Source organism: Kitasatospora sp. NPDC051170 (genome assembly GCF_044455705.1).
Lineage (GTDB): Bacteria > Actinomycetota > Actinomycetes > Streptomycetales > Streptomycetaceae > Kitasatospora.
Genome location: NZ_JBITFA010000018.1, coordinates 149699 through 173058 on the forward strand (window position 1 = coordinate 149699; position 23360 = coordinate 173058).

The window sequence follows — 23360 nt, forward strand, 5'->3', positions numbered from 1 at the left end:
GCACCGTCTGAGGACGCGTCGGGGCGCCGGGAGGTTCCCGGGGGCCCTCGCGTGAGGATCCGGTGAAGAGATGATGAGGTGAGGAGACGATCAGAGGATCAGGCGGTGCACGGCTCGTGCGAGCCCAGCGTGGCGGTGATCACCAGGGTGCCGCCCTCCGGCTGGAAGTCCAGCGGCGCCGCCAGCCGGCGCATCGCGGCGATCAGCCCGGTGTTGGCCGCGTGCGTCACCGCGTACACCGTCCCCACCCCGGCCGCCCGGGCCGCCGCCGCCAGCCGGCGCAGCAGCGCCGTGCCCAGCCCGTGCCGCTGCCAGCCGTCCTCGACCAGGACGGCCAGCTCCGCCTCCCCGTCGTCCCACATCAGGTGGCCGAGGGCGACGATCCGCCCGTCCGGGGCCGTCACGGCGAGGCTGTGGCCGTGGCGGGCGTCCAGCAGGTGGTCCAGGTAGCGGTCCGCGTCGCGCACGGGCCCGTGGTAGCGCAGCCGCAGGGAGGCGGGGGAGCAGCGGCCGTGCATCGCCAGCGCCGCCGCCTTGTCGGCGGGCCCGGCCGGGCGCAGCAGCAGGTGCGTCCCGTCCGGCAGGGACAGCCGGGACGGTCCGGGGGCCGGTGAAGGCGTCTGCGAAGGCGTCTGCGAAGGGGCCGGGGAGGGGGAGGGGGCCGGGTGCGGGCGGGCGAGGCGGTACGGCCCGCCGGTGAGCGCGGGCAGCCGGGTGGCCTGGCCGTCGGGCGCCGCGCACCTGCGGTCGGACCTGCGGAAAGGCCGGTGCCAGAGCCGTTCGAGGCGAGTGCGGGAAGCCGTCATGGGGGCGACGCTACCGACGCCTCGCTTCCGGCCGGTTACGTGATCGTGAACGCACGAACACCCGGGACGTCACCGTCAGAGGTCTGGACAAGTGCCTCATGCGACCGGGACGGCGGGCGCCCGACGGTGGATCCATGCCCGGCGCCGTCCACCGACGGACCCAGGCCGGGCCCCGTCCGTCCACGCACCGAAGGTTCCCCATGCGCTCCACCGCCTCCTCCACCGCCTCCTCCTCCACCGCCACCAGCGCCGGCACCGTCCCGCACGCCCGCCGCGCCCCCGCCGGCAGCGCGCTCACCGACCTGCTCGACGGGCAGGTGCGGGTGCGCCCCGCCTCCGCGGCCGTCATCGGCGCGCAGGGCGAGCTCTCCTTCCACGAGCTGTCCGACCGGGCCCGCCGCACCGCCGCCCGGCTGCGCGCCGCCGGCGCCGGCCCCGACGCCTGCGTCGGCCTGTTCGCCGAGCCCTCGACGGCGCTGGTCGCCGGCGTCTGGGGCGTCCTGTACGCCGGGGCCGGATACCTGCCGCTGTCGCCCGAATACCCCGAGGACCGGCTGCGCTACATGCTGGAGGACTCCGGCACCCGCGTCGTCCTCACCCAGGAGCACCTGCGCGAGCGCCTCGCCGCCCTCGCCCCCCGGGGCACCGAGGTCGTCACCGTCGAGGAGGCGCAGGCCTGGCCCGAGCGGGTCGAGGGCGAGGGCCCGCGGCCCGAGGAGGCCGCGTACGTCATCTACACCTCCGGCAGCACCGGCCGCCCCAAGGGCGTCCTGGTCGAGCACCGCGCGGTGGTCGCCCAGCTGCGCTGGCTGCTCGGCGCCGGGCACCTCGACCCCGAGGTCACCGTGCTGCAGAAGACCCCGATGAGCTTCGACGCCGCCCAGTGGGAGATCCTCGCCCCCGCCGTCGGCGCCCGCGTGGTGGCCGGAGCCCCCGGCATCCACCGGGACCCGGAGGCCCTGGTCGCCGCCGTGCGCCGCCACGGCGTCACCGCGCTGCAGTGCGTGCCCACCCTGCTGCGGGCCCTGCTGGAGACCGAGGGATTCACCGACTGCACCGGCCTGACCAGGCTCTTCTCCGGAGGAGAGGCGCTCTCGCGCCGGCTCGCCCACGAGCTGGCCCTGGCCCTGCCCGGCTCCTCGCTGGTCAACCTGTACGGCCCGACCGAGTGCACCATCAACGCCACCGCCCACCTGGTCGACCCCACCGTTATCGACCCCACCGCCCCCGGCGACGGCGCCGACTCGGTGCCCATCGGCCGGCCCGTGGACAACACCCAGTGCTACGTCCTGGACGAGCACCTCGCGCCCGTGGGCCTCGGCGGCGTCGGCGAGCTGTACATCGGCGGCGTCCAGCTGGCCCGCGGCTACCTCAACCGCCCCGAACTGACCGCCGAACGCTTCGTCCCCTCCCCGTTCGCCCCCACCGAGCGCCTCTACCGCACCGGCGACCTCGCCCGCTGGAACCCCGACGGCACCCTGCAGTTCGCCGGACGCGCCGACAACCAGGTCAAACTGCGCGGCCACCGCGTCGAGCTGGACGAGATCGCCCGCGCCATCGAGGAGCACACCTGGGTGCGCCGCTCGGCCGCCGTCGTCACCGACGACGAGCGCACCGGCCGCCAGGACCTCGTCGCCTGCGTGGAACTGAACCCGCGCGAGGCCGCCCTGATGGACCAGGGCAGCCACGGCGGCCACCACCAGTCCAAGGCCAGCCGCCTCCAGGTGCGCGCCCAGCTCTCCGACCCGGGCGTGCGCGACCCGGCCTCCCTCGCCGGCCGCGAGCGCGTCGCCCTGCCCGGCAGGCGCGAGACCGAGGCCCAGCGCCGCGCCGTCTTCGCCCGCAAGACCTACCGCTTCTACGACGGCGGCCCGGTCACCCGCGAGGACCTCCTCGCCCTGCTCGCCCCCCGCCCCGAAGGCGGCTTCGCGCGCGGCCCCGAGCTGCTGAGCTTCCCCGAACTCGGCCGCATCCTGCGCTGGTTCGGCCAGTTCCACAGCGAGGAGCGGCTGCTGCCCAAGTACGCCTACGCCTCGCCCGGCGCCCTCTACGCCACCCAGATCCACCTGGAGACCGGCGGACTGGACGGCCTCGCGGCCGGGCTGTACTACTACCACCCCGTCGAGCACTCCCTGGTCCGCGTCGGCGCCGCCCAGCCGCGCGAACAGGCCTACCTGACACTGCACTTCTCCGGGCGGACCGGGGCCATCGAGCCGGTCTACAAGAACAACATCCGCGAGGTCATGGAGTTCGAGACCGGCCACCTGCTCGGCGTCCTGGACGAGGTGCTGCCCGAGTACGGCCTCGCCGTGCGCCCGCTCGACCCCGACCCGGCCGTCCAGGCGCGCCTGGACGTCGCCGAGGAGGACGAGTACCTGGGCAGCTTCGAGGTCGGCCGGGCCGGCGTACGGAACCCCGTCCCCGTGGACCTGTACGTCCAGGCCCACGAGGGCAGGGTCGAGGGCCTGCCCGCCGGCCTCTACCGGTACGGCGAGGGCGAGTTGACCCGCGTCTCGGACGAGGTCGTCGAGGCCCGGCACGTGATCGCCATCAACCAGTCGGTGTACGCCAGGGCCGCGTTCGGCATCACCGCCGTCGCCCGCGCCGGCGAGGGCCGCCAGTGGCTGGAGTACATCGCGCTCGGCACCGAACTGCACCGCCTCCAGCGCAACGGCCTGGGCCTGGGCTTCATGTCCTCCGGCTACAGCTCCAAGTCCGGCCACCCGCTGCCCGCCGCGCGCCGCATCGACGCACTCCTGGAGGCGGCCGGGCTGGCCGCCGGCCCGTCATACTTCTTCCTCGGCGGCAAGGTCAGCGAGGAGCAGATCCTCAGCGAGGGCATGCGCGAGGACGCCGTCCACATGAAGGGCCCGGCCGAGATCATCAAGGACGAACTCGCCACCCTCCTGCCCGACTACATGCTCCCCAACCGGGTGCTGGTGGTCGACGCGCTGCCGCTGACCGCCAACGGCAAGGTCGACCTCAAGGCCCTCGCCGCCTCCGACACCGTGCGCACCGCCGACGTGCGCGGCGAGTTCGTCGCCCCCGCCACCGAGCGGGAGCGCTGGCTGGCCGCGGCCTGGGGCAAGGCGCTCGGCTACGAGGAGGTGTCCGTGACGGACGAGTTCTTCGCCGTCGGCGGCAACTCGCTGATCGCCGTCGCCCTCGTCAACCGGATCAACCGCGAGTGCGGCGTCACCCTGCCGCTCCAGGTGCTCTTCGAGTGCCCCCGCCTGGGCGACCTCGCCGCGCGGATCGACCGGGCGGGCGTGGCCGGCTCGGCGGGCTCGGCAGGCGCCGCCTCGCGGCTGGTGCCGCTCGCCCGGGGTGACGGCCGCCGGCCCGTGTTCTGCTGGCCGGGCCTGGGCGGGTACCCGATGAACCTGCGGGCGCTCGGCCGGGAGGCCGGCGACGGCCGCGCCTTCTACGGCGTCCAGGCGTACGGGATCAACGCGGGCGAGACGCCGTACGCCACCATCCGCGAGATGGCCGCCACCGACCTCGCCGAACTGCGCCGGGTGCAGCCCGAGGGCCCGTACACCCTGTGGGGCTACTCCTTCGGCGCCCGCGTCGCCTTCGAGGCCACCTGGCAGCTGGAACAGGCCGGCGAGCAGGTCGAGAACCTGCTGCTGATCTGCCCCGGCAACCCGAAGGTCCGCCGCGGCGACGCCCGCCGCTGGGGCCGCCAGGCCACCTACGCCAACCCGGCGTACCTGACCATCCTCCACTCGGTGTTCGCCGGGAGGGTCGGCGGCCCCGACCTGGAGCGCTGCCTCGCCGAGGTGGCCGACGAGGACGGCTTCACCGCCTTCGTCCACCGGCAACTGCCCGACCTGGACGAAGAGTTGATCCGGCGCATCACCCGGATCATCGGCGGGACCTACGAGTTCGACTACAGCTTCACCGAACTCGCCGAACGGCGCCTGAACGCGCCGGTCACCATCCTCAAGGCATCCGGCGACGACTACTCCTTCATCGAGGGCAGCACCGGCTACAGCGCCACCCCGCCCACCGTCCTCGAACTGGCCGGTGACCACTACGGGGTGCTGAGGGAGCCCGGAGTGCACGAACTCGCCGCGGCGATCCGGGCCGTGGAGCGGGGGACGGGCGGCGCGGCCGGCGCAGCCTGACCGGGACACGCCCACGGACGGCGCAGAATCCGCGCCGGACGGAGCCCCTTCGGATAGGGATGGCTCGGCTCACCGCCGACCACCCGACACCTCCGAAGGGGCTCCCGCCATGTCCGTCGAGTTCGTCAAGAAGTCCGCGATCGTCACCGCCTGTTGCGCCCTGCTGCTCGCCGCCCCGCTCGCCCTCGCCCAGTCGGCCGCCGCCGCCGACAACAACGGCCCGAAGAACGCGCAGGAGGCCGCCGCCTGCAAGACCGTGGTCTCCACCCTCCTCGGCGGCTTCGGCTCCGCCCTCGGCAACGCCGCCTGCGTGGTGCAGCCCGCCCCGAAGGGCTGAGACACCTCTGGAGGCCCCGCCCGCCCGGGCTGCGGGCGGGCGGGGCGCGCACGAGGATGGAGAAGGGGCCTCCCGGCTCCGGAACGACCGGAGCCGCCACCGGCAGGGAGCCGACCCATGGACCCGACCATCGACCCCGTGAAGCTGAAAGCCGCCGCACACCCCGAAACCCTGGGCGCCTACCTCGCCGCCCTGCCCCAGCCGCCCATGCACATGGGCCACGCCCCGGTCACCTCCGTCCGCACCGCGGAGTTCCGCGGCCACCGGATCAGCGTCACCACCAGCTACGAGATCACCGTCGACGGCAAGCGCGTCGACGCCGGGATGGACGTGGACAACAGCGGCATGCTCTCCTGCCACGGCCTGCCCGCCTACCAGTTCCTCTCCGCCGTGGACGCCGTACGGGTGCTGATCAACACCTACCCCGACGCCTTCAAGGCGGGTGGGTGAGATGGCCGCCGTCACCCGCCGCAACATCCTCACCGACACCACCGCCCGCGACGACTACGTCCGCGGCGTCGGCCTGCTCAAGCAGGAGGACAGCGGCACCACCACCAAGCAGTTCGGCGTCCCCGGCCCGACCGCGCCGCTGCGCACCTACGACCTGTTCGTGGTCTGGCACGGCCGGACGATGAGGACCCCGGTCCCGCCCGGCGGGGACCCGCAGACCCGCAACGCCGCCCACCGCGGCCCGATCTTCCTGCCCTGGCACCGGGTGATGCTGAGCTTCCTGGAGCAGAACCTCCAACGGGTGCTCAACAAACCGGACTTCGCCCTCCCGTACTGGGACTGGGCGGCGGACGGCGACGCCGGCTCGCCCACCACGGCCACCGTCTTCACCCCCGCCTACCTGGGCGGCGACGGAGACCCGGTGTCGGACGGCCCCTTCGCCTTCGACCCCAACGACCCCAACAGCTTCACCGTACGCATCGAGGCCGCCGGGCCCACCGGCATGAGCTTCCGTCAGACCAGCCGGGGCCTGCGACGCTCCTTCGCCCAGCCGGTTCCGTTCGGCTGGCCCACCCTGCCGACCGGCGCGGACGTGAAGGACGCCCTCGACTACGCGCCGCCGGCCGGGAGCGCGGCCGGAGACCGGTACGACACCGCCGACTTCGACGTCTCCTCCGAGGGCTTCCGCGACCGGCTCGAGGGCTGGGTCCCGAAGGACCCGCTCCAGCCGATCCACCTGCACAACCAGGTCCACGTATGGCTCGGCGGCGACATGGGCCCCTCCACCTCACCCAACGACCCGGTGTTCTTCCTCCACCACTGCAACGTCGACCGGATCTGGCAGAGCTGGCTCCACCGCTACGGCACCATCTACGCCCCGGACATGACCGCCCCCGCGGCCACCCTCCAGGGCGAACGCATCGACGACCCGATCGTCTCGCCCCTGGGCGCCTCCGCGACCCCGCGCTCGGTGCTGGACGTCTCGGCGCTGTACAGCTACGACGTGCTGCCCTGAGGGGGCGGGGAAAAAGGGATGACGGACAGTCCGCACACTGTCGTAAGGTGTGCGTCGCTCGGCACACGGGTGTTCGAGTTTGCCGCCCCTTGACCCCTGGATGCCTCCCACATGACCGAGTCCACGGCCGAAACCGACAGAACCACCGATACCGATGCGGAGGCCGGAGCCGAGGCTGAAGCCGGAGCCGGAGCCGGAGCCGGAGCCGGAGCCGGAGCCGAATCCGGGGCGGAGCGCCTGAGCGGCCTGCAGGCGATCTGGGCGAACACCACGCAGCCCGTCGCCCCGCTGCCCTGGTACCGCCGGGTCTCGCGCAAGGCGATCATCGCGGCCGTGGTGGTCGTGGGCCTCTTCACCGGACTGACCGTGGCCGCCGTCACCGGGGCGGGCAGCCCGGAGCCGCACAGGATCGTGCTGGCGGACCGGATCGGCGACCAGGTCCGCGTCCCGGACGCCGCTCTCAAGAGCGGATCGCGGACCGTCGCCGGCCAGATGAGGGCGCACCGGGGATACCAGGACGTGGTGGTGGCCGATTACGGCCCGGAGGGCGCGCGTGAGGGCACTCTGACGCTGTTCGGGGCGAGCGGGAGCTTCGGGGATGCCAGGACGGAGCTCGACAGGTTCTTCGGCCGCGGTCTGACCAGGGCGGACGACCGTGCGGACTTCCCGGCCGGTCCGCTCGGGGGCGTGCTCGAATGCGGCTTCCTGCCCACGGGCAGGTACAAGGACCCGGTCTGCGGCTGGGCGGACGGTACGACGATAGGCGTCGTCCTGGACCAGTCCGGGAAGATCGACCGCCTGGAGGACCTGGCCAAGCAGACTCTGGAGATCCGCGCGGCCGTCGAGGTCGAGGCCGAGGGCTGAGCCCGCGCCAGGCCCCGGCTCAGGCGATCCGGGTGGGGATGCCCCGCAGGGTGTGGCCGGTGGTGGTGAGCAGGGTGGCCAGGGTGCCGGGGTCGAGGGAGCGGGGGGTGCGCAGGAACAGTTCCTCCGTGCCCGGGTGGAGCGACAGCAGGGTGATCTCGTGGTCGGCCAGGGTCGCGGGGGTGTGGGCGAGCGGCGCGGTGTGCACGCGCCACAGGGTGGTCGGGGGCGGGGCGTGCGGCGACCACCAGGTGTGCAGGAGCGCCACGGCGAGCAGGGCGACGGCCGAGGTGGCGAGGACCACCGGGCCGTCCGGGCCGTGCGCGACGATCTTCGCCACCAGGTCGGCGGCGGTGACGGAGAGGAAGACGGCGGCGAGCTCGACGGCGTCGCGGCGCCAGCGGCGGGCGTGGCGGGGAGAGGACTTCGTGTGCTCCATGTGCTCCATGGCCTCTACCGTGCCGGACCGGTGTTTCCCGGCCGCGTATCCGCCGTGACCCGGCGGTTAAGGTCCCGTACGGCGTGTTACGGCCGAAGGTCGCGGGCGGATGCCTTGACCTCGGCGAGCAGCAGGCGCAGGTCCGCCTCCGTGGTCTCCGCGTTGAGGAGGCAGGCGCGCAGCATCTCCCGCTCGCCGAGGCGGGCGCCGGTGACGAAGACCCTGCCGCGCCGCTGCACGGCGACGGGCAGGGCGCGGTTGAGGGCGTTCAGGTCCGACTCGGCGAGGTCGGCGGGGTGGTGGCGGAAGGCGACGATGGAGGTCTGGACCTCCGCCAGCAGCTCCAACTCCTCGTCGGCCTCGACGAGTTCGCCCAGGCGTCGGGCCAGTTCGGTGCAGCGGGCGATGTCCTGGGCGAGGCCCGTGCGGCCCTTGTGGGCGATGGTGGCCCAGACCTTGAGGGAGCGGAACGGGCGGGTCTGCTCGGTGCCGTACTCGGAGAACCAGCCGAGCTCGCCGGCGGCCTCGTCGCGCAGGTAGGAGGGGACGAGACTGAAGGTGCCGCGCAGCTCCTCGGTGTCGCGCACCAGTGCGCAGCCGCAGTCGACGGGCACGCCCAGCCACTTGTGGGGGTCGAGGGCGAGGGAGTCGGCGCGCTCCAGGCCCTCGTAGCGGTGGGCGATGGCCGGGTCGAGGCGGCCGAAGGCGCCGTACGCGCCGTCCACGTGCAGCCACAGGCCCTGCTCGGCGCAGAGGTCGGCGATCGGGCCGAAGGCGTCGACGGCGCCGGTGCCGACGGTGCCGGCCGAGGCGACGGCGAGGAAGGGCAGCAGTCCGGCGGCGCGGTCGCGTTCGACGGCCGCGCGCAGGTCGGCGGGGTCGATGAGGCCGTCCGGCCCGGTGGCGACGGTGCGCAGGTGGCGGCTGCCGAGGCCGAGGAGTTCGGCGGCCTTGCGGACGCAGGAGTGGGTCTCTCCGGTGACGTAGCCGACCAGCGGCGGCAGGGCCGCGAGGCCCTCCTCGCGCACGTCCACGCCCGCCCGGCGGGCGGCGCGGTTCCGGGCGGCGGCCAGGCAGACGATGGTCGCCATCGAGGTGCCGGAGGTGAGCAGCCCGCCGCCGGCCGGGTGCGGGAAGCCGACGAGTTCGGCGATCCAGCGGACCACGGCCCGCTCGAGGTGGACGTCGGCGTGGTCGCCGCCGGCGGAGCTGGGGTTCATCGCGGCGGCGGCGAGGGTGGCGAGCACCCCGGCGGGGGCGGGGGCGGAGTTGACCCAGCCGAAGAAGCGCGGGTTGCCGTTGCCCATGGGGTACGGGAGGACGTCGCGCCCGATGGCGGTCAGCAGCTCGTCGAGGGGCTGCCCCTCGGCGGGCAGCGGGGCGTCCAGGAGGGCGGCGCGGGCGGCGGCGTCCATGGGCTGCCAGACGGGGCGGGCGGGCAGTTCGGCGAGGTAGTCGCTGACCAGGTCGGCGGCGGTGTGGGCGGCGGCGCGGAAGTCGGTCATGCGGTGGTGCTCCTGGGCGGACCGTGGGGGAGGCGCGGCGTCCTCGGCGCACCCGGGTCGGGTGATCCTACGAGACGGGCCCGCGCCGTGCGGCGCGGGCCCGTCGAGCGAGATGGATGCGGCGTCAGTCGAGGGAGGCGGAGAGGCCGCTGGCGGAGCGGCAGTAGCCCTGCATCTCCTTGTTGGTGATCTTGGCGCAGAGGCGGCCGGCCGCGCCGGCGTCGGTGTAGTTGACCGTGTAGTAGCTGACCAGGCCCTCGGCGCAGGCCTTGCGCTGCCAGCCGTCGGCGGCGGTGGCGCACTGCTGGGAGGCCCAGTCCTCGCGGTCCAGGTTGTACTTCATGGTGCGCGAGCCGACGCCCCGGCTGCAGTCCACGGCCCCGCCGCTGCCCTTGCCGCCCAGGCACCACTTGAGGGCGTCGGCGTAGACCTCGGGGTGGTTCGGGTAGTCGTGCGAGGACAGGTAGAACGTCGGTGCGTAGAAGAAGCACGCGGACTGGAACAGCGAGGGCTGGTCCTTGCACGGGTACAGCGGGTCCTGGGCGAGCTTGTCGGCGGGCAGGTTGGCCTTGGCCTGCTCGTCCTCCTCGTCCGGGCCGAAGAGCTGCATGAACAGGCCCTCGGAGCAGCGGATCCGGTTCTGGTCGGTGGTGAACTTGTTGCACAGGTCGCGGGCCTTGGCCACGTCCTGCTTGGCGACGAACATCGTGCCGTGGCCGACGCCGTGGATGCAGGGGCCGCTGTTCTTGGGGGCGCAGAGCTTGAGGAGGTCCACCTCGGGCTGGGAGGAGGCGTTGAGCATCTCCTCGACCGCGCCGTGCAGGTAGCCGGCCGCGCAGGTCTCGTGCGGGAAGGAGATGACCTTCTGGAAGTCGGCGTTGAACCGCTTGACCGCCGCGTGGCCGAGCTCGTGCGCGATCGGGTGGCAGAAGCGCACGGTGTACGGCTTCTCCTTGCTGATCTTGTCGAGGTCGGCGAGGGCGACGCCCGGGTCGGTGGCGTCCATCTCGGCCATCAGCTTGTTGCGCAGCGTCGAGCGCGTCCACACCGCGGGGTCCCCGGTGGGGGTGGCGGCGGCGGTGGTGGCGGCCGGCTTGGCGCCCGCGGCCGAGCCCGCCGGGGCCGGGGCGGCGTTCGTCGCGGCGGTCGCCGCGGGCGACCAGTCGGTGACGGCCACCGAGCCGAGGCCCAGGACGCCCAGGAGCAGGGCGGTGACGATCGCGAAGAATCGCGGCTGCATGGCGGGAATCCCCCGGGGGATCGAGACGGATGGTGCTGCCGAACCCATCCTGACGGGCGGGGCGGCGGGAGCCCGCTTTTTCGCCCGCCAATCGGACGGTGTCGGCGACGCTACCGCACCCTGCGACGCCCTCCGGGGGCGGGTCGGTTCCCGGTGATCACCCGGACGGCGGTGTCTCTCCCGCTCCGGGGGAGGCCGCCACTACGGACGTCGTGCGACTACTTCCGTAGTGCGGCCTCGGGGGACCACGGAGAACCACGGGAGGCGGCCGAAGACTACGGATGCAGTGGCACTACGGACGTAGTCTTCGGCCGCCGCTCAGAGCTCCAGCGTCACCCCGTAGTCCGTCAGCCAGGCGTCCAGGTCGAGCGCGAAGTCCGCCGCCAGCCGAACCGTGTCCGGGTCGGTGTCCGGGGCGAGCGCGTCGGCCAGACGGCGGCGGTCGAGCAGGCCGAGCGCGGGGGACTCGCGCCGGGCGGCGAGCCTGGCGAGCTCGGCGCGCAGCACCACCGGGTAGTTCGGGTCGGCGGTGACCGGGTACGGGCTCTTGACCCGGTCGGCGATCTCGTCGGGCAGCACGTCGCGCACGGCGGCGCGCAGCAGGCTCTTCTCCCGTCCGTCGAAGGACTTCATCGCCCAGGGCGCGTTGAACACGTACTGCACCAGCCGGTGGTCGCAGAAGGGCACCCGCACCTCCAGGCCGTTGGCCATGCTCATCCGGTCCTTGCGGTCGAGCAGGATGCAGACGAAGCGGGTCAGGTTGAGGTACGAGATCTCGCGCATCCGCCGCTCCAGCGGGTCCGCGTGCTCCAGGTGCGGGACTTCGGCGAGCGCCTCGCGGTAGCGGGCCCTGCGGTAGCCGTCCAGGTCGAGCTTGGCGAGCAGGCCGTCGTCGAGGAGCCGCTCGCGCGGCGCGGAGCCGGGCCCGGCGATCCGGCTGAGGCCCAGCGTCCAGGGGAAGGTGTCGGCGGCGATCGCCTCGGGGTCGTGGAACCAGCGGTAGCCGCCGAACAGCTCGTCCGCGGACTCGCCGGACAGGGCGACCGTGGAGCGCTCGCGCACGCCCTTGAAGAGCAGCAGCAGTGAGACGTCCATGTCGCCGACCCCGGCCGGAAGGTCCCGGGCGCGCAGCACGGTGGAGCGCAGGGACTGGTCGGACAGCTCGGCGGCGTCCAGCTCCACCACGTGGTGGTCGGCGCCGACGTGCTGGGCGAGCATCCTCGCGTACGGGCCGTCCTGGGTCTGGCGCACCGCGTCGGCGTGGAAGTTGGCGCCCTGGCCGGCGAAGTCCAGGGCGAAGGAGCGCACCGGGCCGGCCCCGGGGGTGCCCGGCGCGCGGGCGGCCAGCGCCCGGGCCGCCAGGGCGGTCACGGCGCTGGAGTCCAGCCCGCCGGAGAGCAGGGAGCACAGCGGCACGTCCGCGTCCAGCTGCCGGTGGACGATGTCCTCCAGCAGCGCCCGGACGGTGGCGATGGTGTTCTCCAGCGAGTCGGCGTGCTCGCGCGCCTCCAGCGCCCAGTAGCGGCGCACGGAGACGCCCTCGCGGCGCACCCGCACGCTGTGCCCGGGCCGGACCTCGTGGATGCCCCGGTAGGGGGTGAGACCGGGGGTGCGGGCGTGGGCGAGCAGTTCGCGCAGCCCGTCCAGGTCGACGACCCGGCGGACGGAGGGGTGCGCCAGGATCGCCTTGACCTCGGAGCCGAACAGCACCCCGTCCGGGGTGGGGTGGTAGTACAGCGGCTTGACGCCCATCCGGTCGCGGACGAGCAGCAGGTCCTCGCGCCGGGCGTCCCAGACCGCGAAGGCGAACATGCCGTTGAGCCGCTCGGCCAGGCCCTCGCCCCACTCCAGGTAGGCGTGGAGCACGACCTCGGTGTCGCTGCGGGTGCGGAAGCGGTGCCCGGCCGCCTCCAGTTCCGCGCGCAGCTCGCGGTGGTTGTAGACCTCGCCGCTGTAGGTGAGCGCGGCCAGCGTCCGGCCGTCGTGCTCGACCGTCATCGGCTGGACGCCGCCCTCGACGTCGATCACCGCGAGGCGGCGGTGGCCGAGGGCGGCGTGCGTCTCGAGGTGGACGCCCCCGGCGTCCGGGCCCCGGCAGGCCTGGGTGGCCGTCATCGCGTCCAGCACGGCCCGGTCGCTCTGTTCCGCGGCGAGGTCGCGCTCGAAGGCGACCCATCCGGTGATCCCGCACATCAGCAAGCCTCCGGTCTTCCGCTTCGTGTTCAGAGCATCACGCTACGTTTCGAACGGGCGCCGCTTCAAGGGTCCGGGTGAAGGCGATGACCGGGCGGTAGGGGGGTGGCGCGGGGAGTGGGGAAGTGTCGGGCGGGTCGAAACGCGTGAACGCTGCCCGATATCGGGCAGGATCTTTGGCTTTCCGGGCGATCGCGGCCTAGAGTCCACACTCGTGTCCAGCTCGCCCCACCCCCACGAAGACCTCCTCGCCCACCTCACCCGGACCAGCCCCCTCGGGCCCCGGGAGGCGGCGCGGGTCGTGGCGGAGGTGCTGGCGTACTTCTCCGAGAGCACCGAGGAGTACGTGCGCCGCCGCCACGGCGAGCTGCAGGCACGCGGCCTGACGAACGAGCGGATCTTCGCCCGGCTCGCCGAGGAGCTGCCCGCCCGCCGCGTCGCGGCGCCGGAGCTCTCGGCGCGCCAGCTGCGCCGCATCGTCTACGGCTGAGCGCCGGACCGAAGTCTTTACGCCGAAACGCCGAAACGCCGAAACGCCGAAACGCCGAACGCCGAAACGCCGAACGCCGAAACGCCGAACGCCGAAACGCCGAACGCTGAACGTCGAACGCTGAACGTCGACCGTAGAAGAGGAGCCCGCGCATGTGCGGAATCGTGGCCTACATCGGCCCCAAGGACGCCACGCCCTTCCTGCTGGAGGGCCTGGCCCGCCTCGAGTACCGGGGCTACGACTCCGCCGGCCTCGCCGTGATGGGCCGCACCGGCGGCATCAAGGTCCGCAAGGTCAAGGGCCGCGTCGCCGACCTCGCCGCCGACGTGCCGGCCCGCTTCAAGGGCTTCACCGGCATCGGCCACACCCGCTGGGCCACCCACGGCGTCCCCAGCGACCTCAACGCCCACCCGCACCTGGACAACGCCGAGCGCATCGCCGTCGTCCACAACGGCATCATCGAGAACGCCGACGAGCTGCGCGCCAAGCTGTCCGCCGACGGCGCCGTCTTCCGCTCCGAGACCGACACCGAGGTGCTCGCCCACCTGATCGCCGCCCACGCCACCGAGGGCGTCGAGCTGGAGGAGGCCGTCCGGGCCGCCCTCGCCCGCGTCGTCGGCACCTACGGCATCGCGGTGCTGGACGCCGAGCGGCCCGACCGGATCGTCGTCGCCCGCAACGGCAGCCCGATCGTGCTCGGCATCGGCGAGAAGGAGATGTTCGCCGCCTCCGACGTCTCCGCCCTGGTGCGCTACACCCGCCAGGTCGTGCACCTGGAGGACGGCGAGCTGGCCACCGTCCAGGCCGACGGCTTCCGCACCTTCACCGAGGACGCCCGCACCACCCACCGCCTGCCCTCCACCGTGGACTGGGAGGTCGACTCCTACGACACCGGCGGCTTCGAGCACTTCCTGCTCAAGGAGATCCACGAGCAGCCCGGCTCGGTCGAGCGCACCCTCAGCGGCCGCCTCGACGAGCGCTTCAGCACCGCCCACCTCGGGGGCCTCAACCTGGACGCCCGCGAGCTGCGCGAGATCCGCCGGGTGAAGATCCTCGGCTGCGGATCGGCCTACTACGCGGGCGAGATGGGCGCCCAGCTCATCGAGGAGCTGGCCCGCATCCCCGCCCACAGCGAGCCCGCCTCCGAGTTCCGCTACCGCAACCCGGTGATCGAGGCGGACACCCTGTACGTGGCGGTCAGCCAGTCCGGCGAGACCTACGACACCCTCGCCGCCGTCCAGGAGATCAAGCGCAAGGGCGGCCGCGTGCTCGGCGTCGTCAACACCGTGGGCAGCGCCATCGCCCGCGAGTGCGACGGCGGGATCTACCTGCACGCCGGGCCGGAGATCTCCGTCGCCTCCACCAAGGCGTTCACCTCCACCGTCGTCGCCTTCGCGCTGCTCGCCCTGCACTTCGGCCGCATCCACGACCTCTCGCCCGCCGACGGGCGCCGGATCGTCTCCGCCCTCAACCGGCTGCCGGAGCAGATCCGCGAGGTGCTCGACCAGAGCGAGCAGATCGCCGAACTCGCCGCCGAGTACGCCGGATCGGCCGGGATGATGTTCATCGGCCGGGTGCGCGGCTTCCCCGTGGCCCGCGAGGGCGCGCAGAAGCTCAAGGAGATCTCCTACGTCCACGCCGAGGCGTACCCGGCCAGCGAGCTCAAGCACGGCCCGCTGGCGCTGATCAGCCCCGAACTGCCCACCGTGGCGCTGGTCCCGGACGACGAGCTGCTCGACAAGAACCTCACCACCCTCGGAGAGATCAAGGCCCGCTCGGGCCCGGTGATCGCCATCGCCCACCGCCGGCCGGAGGCGAAGCTCGCCGACCACTGCATCCTGGTGCCCAAGAGCGAGCCCGAGCTGGACCCGCTGCTGCTCAACATCCCGCTGCAGCTGCTCGCGTACCACGCGGCGGTGGCGCTCGGTCGGGACGTGGACAAGCCGCGCAACCTGGCCAAGAGCGTGACGGTCGAGTAGGTCCGCCGCCTCGGGACCCCCGCTCCGGCGGGGGTCCCGCGCCGTCAGAACACCGAGCAGCCGGAGAGCGTCGTCAGCGAGTCCAGGGCGGCGACCGCGGCCACCGAGTTGCCGGCCCGGTCCAGCCGCGGGCCCCAGGCGCACACCGCCGCCCGGCCCGGGATTATCGCCAGGATGCCGCCGCCCACCCCGCTCTTGCCGGGCAGCCCGACCCGGTAGGCGAACTCGCCCGCCGCGTCGTAGGTGCCGCAGGTCAGCAGCACGGAGTTGACGCGCTTCGCCTCGCTGCGCGTCATCAGCCGGCTGCCGTCCGCCCGGACGCCGTAGCGGGCCAGGAACGAGCCGGCCAGCACCAGGTCCCGGCAGCTGGTGGCGATGGCGCAGTGCGCGTAGTAGTGCTCCAGCACGTCCTCGACCGGGTTGCGCAGGTTGTCGTGGCTGGCGATGAAGTGCGCCAGCGCCGCGTTGCGGTGGCCGTGCGCGGCCTCGGAGGCGGCGACCGCCGCGTCGGTGTCCAGCTGGTCGTTGCCGGACTCCCGGCGCAGGAACTCCCGTACGGCCCCTGCGGCGTCGCCCGTCAGGCTCAGCAGGCGGTCGGTCACCACCAGGGCGCCCGCGTTGATGAACGGGTTGCGCGGGATGCCGTGCTCGCTCTCCAGCTGCACCAGGGAGTTGAACGGGTTGCCGGACGGCTCGCGGCCCACGCCCCGCCAGAGCGCGTCGCCGCCGTGGGAGAGGGCGAGCGCGAGGGTGAACAGCTTGGAGATGCTCTGGACGGAGAACGGGCGCCGCCAGTCGCCGACGCCGTACAGCTCGCCGTCGACCGTCGCGACGGCCATGCCGAAGGACTCCGGGTCGGCCTCGGCCAGGGCCGGGATGTAGTCGGCGACGCGGCCCTGGCCGGCGGTGGCCCGCGCGGCGGCCTCGGCGGCCTCCAGCAGGCGCGGGAAGTCCAGGGTGTGTGCCGCGTCCAACGGTCCTCCTCGAATTCGGTGTCCGGTCAGGTGTGTCCGGTCCGAGAGGATTATGCCGTCCGCGCTGGTCAGCGGCGTGGGCGCCCGGGCTACGGCGCGTTGGTCGGGGCCTGGACGGGCGGGCCGGTGAGCAGGGAGCCGGTCTCGGAGTAGGGCCAGCCGTTGGGGACGCAGCCGTGCAGGCCCTTGATCTGCTGCATCATCACCGGCGCGGGGGCGCCCGGGCCCGGGCACTCCACGTGGCCGTTGCCGAGGACGTGGCCGACCTCGTGGTTGATCGCCAGGGCGTGGTAGAGCTCGGGCTTGCCGGTGTAGAACTCCGACAGCTCCGTCCAGCGCTTGAGGTTGATCACCACCTGCTTGTTCACCCCGCAGTTCACCCAGCCGCCGGTGTCCAGGCCGTACTGGCCGCAGATGCGGTCGGTGGACTTCGGGGTCGCCAGGTAGACGGTGAAGTCCACGGGGTCGGCGGCCACCCGCTGGAAGGACGCCTGGCCGCCCGCCGCCCAGCCCTGCCGGGCGTTGCCGAGGACGGCGTCCACCTCGGCGGCGAACTGCTCGGGGCGCTCGGCGATGCCGTTCTCCACCCGCACCTTGTAGCGGTAGAGGTGCTCGCCGGTGCCGACCCGGGCGGTGCCGCCCGGGGCGGTGGTGAAGGCGAGCTCGGCGGGCTTCTTCGGCTGCCAGGGGTGCCACCACAGCAGGGCGGCGGTGGCCGCGGTGATGACGAGGAGGGCGACGAGGGCGAGTTGGGCGCGCCTGGGTATGACGCCCTTCACCGGGGAAAAGCCATTCTCGGTGCTCCTGTCCGTTCGTGTGTGGTCTACACGGGACACAACGGTCAGGAGGGGCGGGGCGTTCAATTACGGTCGATATCCGGTCATGGGCCGGGGCGTCGGACCGCGGGCGCCGGTGGTTCCCGGAACCACTCGAAGGTGCCACCCGTGCGGCGTGTCCCTCGGATCGGGCGCCGGAATCCGGTCTCGTGGTGCCCGCTGGCCCGTCCGTTCACGGGCCGGCGTCCCACGTCGCACCACCGCATCGGAGGCACCGTCATGTCCGTCACCACCACTGTCCTCGCGGTCGAGGGCATGAGCTGCGGCCACTGCGAGAAGACCGTCAGCACGGGCCTGTCCGCCCTTCCGGGCGTCACCGGCGTCACCGCGGACGCGCCGAGCGGACGGGTCACCGTCGCCTCGGCGCGTCCGCTGGACGACGCGGCGCTCCGGGGGGTGGTGGACGGCGCCGGGTTCACCTTCGTCGGGCGGATCTGAGGAACCCGGCGGCCGGGGTCAGCCCATGGACCGCTGGCCGTCCAGGGACTCCCGGATGATGTCCGCGTGGCCGGCGTGGTGGGCCGTCTCGCCGACGACGTGCATCAGCACCCGGCGCGCCGACCAGTGGGCGCCCGCCTCGAACCAGGGCGCCTGCGGCAGCGGCTGGGTGGCGTCCAGGTCGGGCAGGGTGGCCACCAACTCGTCCGTCCGGGCCGCCACTTCGGCGTACGCCTCGAGCGCGCCGGCCAGGGTGTCGCCCGGCAGCATCCGGAACTCGTCGGCCCGGCGGGCGAGGTCCTCCTCCGTCCAGGAGCTGAAGTCCGGCATCCCGGACGGGCCCTGGAGGATGAAGTCCACCCACACCCGCTCGACGGAGGTCACGTGCTTGACCAGGCCGCCCAGGCAGAGCGCGCTGGCCGTGGTCCGCAGGCCGGCCTGCTCGTCGGTGAGGCCCCGGGTGGTGAAGCGCAGGAAGTGCCGCTGCTTGCCCAGCGCGACGATGAGGTCGGCGCGCTCGCCGGTGACGGGGGTGCTGGTGGCGGGGGCGGTGACGGTGGTCATGAACGTGCCTCTCGTACGGGTGGGACTCCTTGGTACGAGACCCACGCTATGGCGCCAAGCGGCCACTTTCTGACCTGAATTCCGGCGACGGTCAGGGCTGGCGACAATCAGGGCTATGGCGAACACCAGCACCAGGACCCTGCGACTGCTCTCGCTGCTCCAGACCCACCGGTACTGGCCGGGCGAGGAGCTCGCCGCCCGGCTCGGCGTCTCCGTGCGCACCCTGCGCCGCGACATCGACCGGCTGCGCGAACTCGGCTACCCCGTCGAGGCCCACCGCGGAGTCGACGGCGGCTACCAGCTCGCCGCCGGGGCGGCGCTCCCGCCGCTGGTGATCGACGACGAGGAGGCGGTCGCCCTCGCCGTCGGGCTCCAGGCGGCGGCGGAGAGCCCCGTCGAGGGCATCGCGGAGGCGTCGGTGCGGGTGCTCGCCAAGGTCGTCCAGGTCATGCCGGGCCGGCTGCGCCGCCGGGTCGAGGCGCTGCGCGCGATGACCGTCCCCGTCGACTGGGGCCGCACCGGCGCCACCCGGGTCGACCCGGACGCGCTGACGGTCGTCGCGCTGGCCTGCCGCGACGACGAGCGGCTGACCTTCGGGTACGTGTCCGCGGGCGGGCGCCGCACCGAACGGCACGTCGAACCCCACCGGCTGGTCTGCCTCGACCGCCGCTGGTACCTCGTCGCCTACGACCTCGGCCGCTCCGACTGGCGCAGCTTCCGGCTCGACCGCCTGGCCGCCCCCGAGCGCACCGGCTCCCGCTTCGCCCCCCGCCCGCTCCTCGCCGCCGACGCCGCCGAGTTCGTCCGCGCGGGCCTGACCGGCATACCCCGCTCCTACGAGGTGGAGGCGGTCATCGAGGCCCCCGCCGACCGCGTCCGCGCCCACGTCGACCGCTGGGGCACCGTCGAGCCCCTCACCCCCGCCCGCTGCCGCCTGCGGATGGCCGCCGACTCCCTCGACTGGCCCGCCATGGCCCTCGGCTCCCTCGGCGCCGAGTTCCACGTCGTCCACCCGCCCGAACTGCGCGACCTCCTGGCCGAATGGAGCACCCGCTTCGCCCGCGCGGCGGCCGGGGCGCCGTGAAGGGGGAGCGGGCGGCCGCTCAGAGGAGGAAGAAGTCGGGCAGTTCGGCCACCGGCGGGAGCGGCCGGTCTGCCGGGAGCGCCCGGATCTGGACGTAGAGCTGCTCGAACTGGGAGTACGAGTGGTTGGACATCCCGATCGCGACGGTCAGGACGTTGCCGCCCCGGCGCCAGATGCGGTACGGCCAGCGGCGGTGGGACGGCGGGCGGAAGTGGTGGACGAGGTCGTGGTCCGGCGGGCCGAGCAGCTCGGTGAACCGGCCGACGACGGCCTCCAGTTCGGCCTCGAACCGGCCGGCCGGCGGGTCGACCAGCCGCTGCCAGCCGGGCAGCTGCGCCCAGATGTCGTCCTCGGCGTCGACCTGCTCGTCGGGCGCCAGGAAGTAGTGGTGGGCGAAGGCCAGGGCGATGCCGAGGTCCGTGTCCACCAGGTGGTCCCCGGGGGTGTAGGCCGACTCGTTGAAGTAGCCGCAGTACTCGCCCGTCGAGCGCCAGCCGGCCTCGGCCATCGCCCGCTCGACGACGTCCGCGTCGTCCAGGTCGAGGTCCGTCATGGCGACGAGCTGCGCGGCCAGTTCGGTGCCGACGGGGCAGAGGTCGATGATCCACGGGCCGGCGTCGTCCTCGTCGTCCTGGTGGTCGTAGGGCTGCTCCGACAAGGGGGTCACTCCTGGTTCCGGACGGCGGTGGTGGCGCGGGTGGTGTAGTCCATGATGAAGGAGCCGCCGAGGGCGTCGACGGCCCGGCCCACCTCCTGCTCGCCGGCCGCGACGAACCGCCCACCACGGAGGCCGTTCACAACCTGGTCACCACCGCCCTCGCCGGCGTCCTGGTCAGCGCGTAGAGGGAGTCAGGGGCCCGGAACGAGCGGCGCGAGGACGTGCTGGGCCGGGCCGACGCCGGTGTCGTCGTCGTCCGAGTTCACCGAGGCGGTGACCGAGCCCGTCGCCCAGGAGACCAGGCCGAGGAGCAGGAAGAGCACCAGCAGGCCCCGCCCGGCGCCGCTCAGGACCAGCGGGCGGGTGGCCGACACCGGCCCCTCGCTGTCCGGCTCGTCGCCGAACAGGCGCTTGGGGTAGGCGGAGGAGAGCATCAGCAGGTAGGCGGTACAGCGCATCCGGAAGCGCAGGATCGCCGTCGTCGCCTCGTACAGCGGCTGCGGCATCCGGCCGAGGACCAGCACGATCAGCCACAGGACGAACGAGACCATCCACCAGCCCGCGAAGGCCAGGCCCTGCACGATGGAGGCCGGGATGACCAGGAAGACGCGGAACAGGACGGCCAGCCGGTTGAGCCGCCCCGGGCGCAGCTCCACCTGGACGGGGTGCTCGGGGGCCTGGAACCGGAACGGCGGATAGCGGTCCACGGTCAGCAGCAGGTACGCCGTCACGCGCGTCTCGTACGGCACGTACGAGCAGAGGTAGTCCGCCACCAGGTTCGGGAGGCGGCCGAGCACCAGGGCCGCGAACCACCCGATGACGGTCAGGATGAACGCCACCACCGACAGCACCCACACCACCACGAACTGCGGGATCAGCAGCAGCGCGCGCAGCAGCACCGTCCAGCGGCTCTGCGGTCCGGGCGCCGGCATGTCCAGCACCGGGAGCCACTCACGGCTGACGGGGGCGGGGGGAGCCTGCCACATCCGGGCCTCCACGGTCTCGGGGCGGTGCACGCTGACCGGACGGTGGCCGGGCGCCCTCCGAAGATCGCAGCACCCCGCCCGCGCCGCGCGCCGTGCTGCGCCGAACGGGCGTGCCGGTCAGGAGCAGACCTCAGGGCGCGATGGCGGCGAGGGTCTCGCGCAGCAGGGCCAGGGCCGGGGCGAGGTCGGCCGGCGGCGGCGTGGCGAGGGCCAGGCGCAGGGCGGCCGGGGGGTGGGGGGTGGTGGCGAAGGCGTCGGCGGTGGAGACCAGGATGCCCCGGGCGGCGAGGAGGGCGGCCGCGTGGTCGGGGCGCTGGTGGGGTTCGAGGGTGAGCCAGACGGTGTAGGAGGCGGGGTGCGCGGTGAGGGCGAGGCCCGCCAGGGCGCTGCGGGCGATGCGCTGGCGCTCGGCGGCGTCGGCGCGGCGCTGCTCCTCCAGGCGGGCGACCGTGCCGTCCGCGAGCCAGCCGGTGGCGAGGGCGGTGACCAGGGAGGGCGCGCCCCAGGAGGCCGTCCGCAGGGCGCCGGTGACGGCGCGCAGGTGGCGGCCGGGGACGACGGCGAAGCCGAAGCGCAGTCCGGTGGCGACGTTCTTGGAGAGCCCGGCCACGTAGCAGGTGCGCTCCGGGGCGAGGGCGTGCAGCGGCGGCGGGGCGCCGGTGTCCAGGAACGCGTACGTGCCGTCCTCGACGATCGTGACGTCGTGGGCGGCGGCGATCTCGGCGAGGCGCCGGCGCCGGGGGAGGTCGAGGACCCAGCCGAGCGGGTTGTGGACGGTCGGGACGGTGTACACCGCCCGGACGGGCCGGGTGCGGCAGAGGCGTTCGAGCGCGTCGAGGTCCGGGCCGGCCGGGGTGACCGGGACGGGGGCGAGGTCGAGGCCCTGGGCGGCGGCGAGGAGCTTGATCCCGGGGTAGGTGAGCGCGTCGACGGCGAGCACGTCGCCGGGGCGGGTGAGGGCGCGCAGGACGCAGTCGAGCGCCTGCTGGGTGCCGTTGGTCAGCAGGACGTGCTCGGGCGCGGTGTCGACCCCGCGGTCCAGGAGGTACGTCGCGACCGCGGCCCGGTCGTGGCGGTGCCCGCCGGGCGGCTGCTGGCGCAGCAGTGCCTCCGCGTCCCCGGCGGAGGCGAGGGCGCGCAGGGCCCGGCGCAGCTCGTCGCCCTGGCCGGGGGAGAGCGGCTGGTTGAAGGACAGGTCGGCGACCCGGGGGACGGGCAGGGCGCGGGAGGGTTCGAGGCCGTCGTAGCCGGAGCGGACCTTCACGAAGGTGCCGCGTCCCTGCTCTCCGGCGACCAGCCCGGCGGCGGCGAGTTCGGCGTACACCCGGGTGGCGGTGGCCAGGGCGATCCGGCGCTCGCGGGCGAGGGCGCGGTGGGTGGGCAGCCGGGTGCCGGCGGGGAGGGCGCCGGAGCGGATGGCCGTGGCGTACTCGTCGACGATGGCCTTGTAGGAGGGGGGTCGCACGGGCGGAGTGTATCCAGGACAATAGGTGGATTGTCCTGGCCCGCAGTTCCTAGTGTCGACGCTGTCCGGCAGTGGGAGCAGCACCAGAGGCCAGGGAGCGCAGCAATGAGCGTCCGCAGCGAGCGGGACCGGCAGGTCGTCACCCTCACCATCGACCGCGAGAGGAAGCTCAACGCCCTCGACTATCCGACGATCGACGCGCTGCTCGCCGAACTCGACCGCATCGAGGCCGAGGACGGCGTGCGCGCGGTCATCCTGACCGGCGCCGGGCGGCGGGCCTTCAGCGCCGGGGCGGACATCCCCTCCCTGGCGGAGAGCATCGCGGGCGGCCCGGAGCGGGCGCTGCGCGAGTTCGTCCGGCGCGGGCACACGCTGACCCGGCGGATCGAGGAGTTCCCCAAGCCGATCGTCGTGGCCGTCAACGGGCTGGCGTACGGCGGGGGTTGCGAGATCACCGAGGCCGCGCCGCTGGCGGTCGCGGCCGAGCACGCGCGGTTCGGCAAGCCGGAGATCGCGCTGGGCTTCGCGCCGCCGTTCGGTGGCTCGCAGCGGCTGCCGCGCCATTTGGGCCGCAAGCGCGCCCTGGAGATGATCCTCACCGGGGACCCGATCCCGGCCGCCCGCGCCGCCGGGATCGGGCTGGTCAACTCCGTCGTCCCGGCGGACGAACTCCTGCTCGCGGCGCGGGACTTGGTGGAGCGCATCATCCGCCACGCGCCCACCGCCGTGGCCGCCTGCCTGCGGGCGGTGACCAGGGGGGTCAATCTGACCATCGACGAGGGCCTCGCGGTGGAGGCGGCGGCCTTCGCGGCCGCCGTCCCCACCGAGGGCGTCCGGGCGGGGGTGCAGCGGTTCCTGGACCGCTGATCCCCGGGGCGCTGCTCATGGCCGGCTGCTACCGGCCAGC

At 73.7% G+C, this 23360-nt stretch carries 22 protein-coding genes; 10 read left to right on the forward strand and 12 right to left on the reverse strand.

What is annotated here, in order from left to right; translation table 11 throughout:
- Positions 1–98 precede the first annotated feature (98 nt).
- Positions 99–806 (reverse strand): GNAT family N-acetyltransferase, encoded by a 708-nt coding sequence (locus ACIBCA_RS31575; RefSeq protein ID WP_396286476.1) that lies wholly within the window; start codon positions 804–806, stop codon positions 99–101.
- A 200-nt stretch (positions 807–1006) separates the two neighbouring features.
- Between ACIBCA_RS31575 and ACIBCA_RS31580 the strand changes: the two genes are divergently transcribed.
- The 5 genes from ACIBCA_RS31580 to ACIBCA_RS31600 all read left to right on the forward strand — a co-directional run bounded on the left by ACIBCA_RS31580 (position 1007) and on the right by ACIBCA_RS31600 (position 7602).
- Complete coding sequence (locus ACIBCA_RS31580; RefSeq protein WP_396286477.1) at positions 1007–4936, forward strand: amino acid adenylation domain-containing protein; 3930 nt, start codon at positions 1007–1009, stop codon at positions 4934–4936.
- Between the two features lie 109 nt (positions 4937–5045).
- Positions 5046–5273, forward strand: coding sequence for a hypothetical protein (locus ACIBCA_RS31585; RefSeq protein WP_396286478.1), 228 nt, complete (start codon positions 5046–5048; stop codon positions 5271–5273).
- A 117-nt stretch (positions 5274–5390) separates the two neighbouring features.
- A complete protein-coding gene (locus tag ACIBCA_RS31590) occupies positions 5391–5723 on the forward strand; it encodes a hypothetical protein (protein WP_396286479.1) in 333 nt (110 codons plus the stop codon).
- Position 5724: 1 nt separating this feature from the next.
- Entirely contained in the window at positions 5725–6738 is a 1014-nt protein-coding gene (locus ACIBCA_RS31595) for a tyrosinase family protein (RefSeq protein WP_396286480.1), read from the forward strand.
- A gap of 111 nt (positions 6739–6849) precedes the next feature.
- The gene (locus ACIBCA_RS31600) at positions 6850–7602 is read left to right on the forward strand and encodes a hypothetical protein (protein WP_396286481.1); all 753 of its coding nucleotides are present in this window, start codon (positions 6850–6852) and stop codon (positions 7600–7602) included.
- Positions 7603–7621: 19 nt separating this feature from the next.
- Here ACIBCA_RS31600 and ACIBCA_RS31605 read toward each other — a convergent pair whose 3' ends face one another.
- The 4 genes from ACIBCA_RS31605 to asnB all read right to left on the reverse strand — a co-directional run bounded on the left by ACIBCA_RS31605 (position 7622) and on the right by asnB (position 12979).
- Positions 7622–8050 carry a hypothetical protein gene (locus ACIBCA_RS31605; protein ID WP_396286482.1) on the reverse strand — a complete coding sequence of 143 codons (429 nt, stop codon included), beginning with the start codon at positions 8048–8050 and terminating at the stop codon, positions 7622–7624.
- Between the two features lie 77 nt (positions 8051–8127).
- The gene (locus ACIBCA_RS31610) at positions 8128–9546 is read right to left on the reverse strand and encodes a pyridoxal phosphate-dependent decarboxylase family protein (protein ID WP_396286483.1); all 1419 of its coding nucleotides are present in this window, start codon (positions 9544–9546) and stop codon (positions 8128–8130) included.
- A gap of 124 nt (positions 9547–9670) precedes the next feature.
- Complete coding sequence (locus ACIBCA_RS31615; RefSeq protein WP_396286484.1) at positions 9671–10786, reverse strand: hypothetical protein; 1116 nt, start codon at positions 10784–10786, stop codon at positions 9671–9673.
- 318 nt (positions 10787–11104) lie between these two features.
- Positions 11105–12979 (reverse strand): asparagine synthase (glutamine-hydrolyzing), encoded by a 1875-nt coding sequence (gene asnB / locus ACIBCA_RS31620; protein WP_396286485.1) that lies wholly within the window; start codon positions 12977–12979, stop codon positions 11105–11107.
- A gap of 214 nt (positions 12980–13193) precedes the next feature.
- On the opposite strand from asnB, the gene ACIBCA_RS31625 reads away from it, so the two are divergent.
- Both ACIBCA_RS31625 and glmS read left to right on the forward strand, forming a co-directional pair.
- A complete protein-coding gene (locus ACIBCA_RS31625; protein WP_396286487.1) occupies positions 13194–13469 on the forward strand; it encodes a hypothetical protein in 276 nt (91 codons plus the stop codon).
- Between the two features lie 152 nt (positions 13470–13621).
- The gene (gene glmS, locus ACIBCA_RS31630) at positions 13622–15448 is read left to right on the forward strand and encodes a glutamine--fructose-6-phosphate transaminase (isomerizing) (protein WP_396286488.1); all 1827 of its coding nucleotides are present in this window, start codon (positions 13622–13624) and stop codon (positions 15446–15448) included.
- Between the two features lie 44 nt (positions 15449–15492).
- Here the strand turns inward: glmS and ACIBCA_RS31635 are convergent, their stop codons facing one another.
- Positions 15493–16404 carry a glutaminase gene (locus ACIBCA_RS31635; protein ID WP_396286522.1) on the reverse strand — a complete coding sequence of 304 codons (912 nt, stop codon included), beginning with the start codon at positions 16402–16404 and terminating at the stop codon, positions 15493–15495.
- Between the two features lie 107 nt (positions 16405–16511).
- Complete coding sequence (locus ACIBCA_RS31640; protein ID WP_396286489.1) at positions 16512–17201, reverse strand: DUF3152 domain-containing protein; 690 nt, start codon at positions 17199–17201, stop codon at positions 16512–16514.
- A 276-nt stretch (positions 17202–17477) separates the two neighbouring features.
- Here ACIBCA_RS31640 and ACIBCA_RS31645 point away from each other — a divergent pair, with 276 nt between their 5' ends.
- Positions 17478–17696 (forward strand): heavy-metal-associated domain-containing protein, encoded by a 219-nt coding sequence (locus ACIBCA_RS31645; protein WP_396286490.1) that lies wholly within the window; start codon positions 17478–17480, stop codon positions 17694–17696.
- Between the two features lie 18 nt (positions 17697–17714).
- Here the strand turns inward: ACIBCA_RS31645 and ACIBCA_RS31650 are convergent, their stop codons facing one another.
- Positions 17715–18260 carry a DinB family protein gene (locus ACIBCA_RS31650; protein WP_396286491.1) on the reverse strand — a complete coding sequence of 182 codons (546 nt, stop codon included), beginning with the start codon at positions 18258–18260 and terminating at the stop codon, positions 17715–17717.
- A 115-nt stretch (positions 18261–18375) separates the two neighbouring features.
- On the opposite strand from ACIBCA_RS31650, the gene ACIBCA_RS31655 reads away from it, so the two are divergent.
- A complete protein-coding gene (locus tag ACIBCA_RS31655; RefSeq protein ID WP_396286492.1) occupies positions 18376–19344 on the forward strand; it encodes a helix-turn-helix transcriptional regulator in 969 nt (322 codons plus the stop codon).
- A gap of 19 nt (positions 19345–19363) precedes the next feature.
- Here the strand turns inward: ACIBCA_RS31655 and ACIBCA_RS31660 are convergent, their stop codons facing one another.
- The 4 genes from ACIBCA_RS31660 to ACIBCA_RS31675 all read right to left on the reverse strand — a co-directional run bounded on the left by ACIBCA_RS31660 (position 19364) and on the right by ACIBCA_RS31675 (position 22453).
- Entirely contained in the window at positions 19364–20002 is a 639-nt protein-coding gene (locus tag ACIBCA_RS31660; protein ID WP_396286493.1) for a hypothetical protein, read from the reverse strand.
- A 5-nt stretch (positions 20003–20007) separates the two neighbouring features.
- The gene (locus ACIBCA_RS31665; RefSeq protein WP_396286494.1) at positions 20008–20142 is read right to left on the reverse strand and encodes a hypothetical protein; all 135 of its coding nucleotides are present in this window, start codon (positions 20140–20142) and stop codon (positions 20008–20010) included.
- 51 nt (positions 20143–20193) lie between these two features.
- The gene (locus ACIBCA_RS31670; protein ID WP_396286496.1) at positions 20194–21018 is read right to left on the reverse strand and encodes a DUF4389 domain-containing protein; all 825 of its coding nucleotides are present in this window, start codon (positions 21016–21018) and stop codon (positions 20194–20196) included.
- A gap of 100 nt (positions 21019–21118) precedes the next feature.
- The gene (locus ACIBCA_RS31675; RefSeq protein ID WP_396286497.1) at positions 21119–22453 is read right to left on the reverse strand and encodes a PLP-dependent aminotransferase family protein; all 1335 of its coding nucleotides are present in this window, start codon (positions 22451–22453) and stop codon (positions 21119–21121) included.
- A gap of 105 nt (positions 22454–22558) precedes the next feature.
- On the opposite strand from ACIBCA_RS31675, the gene ACIBCA_RS31680 reads away from it, so the two are divergent.
- On the forward strand, positions 22559–23320 hold the full coding sequence (locus ACIBCA_RS31680) for an enoyl-CoA hydratase-related protein (protein WP_396286498.1): 762 nt from the start codon (positions 22559–22561) through the stop codon (positions 23318–23320).
- Positions 23321–23360 lie beyond the last annotated feature (40 nt).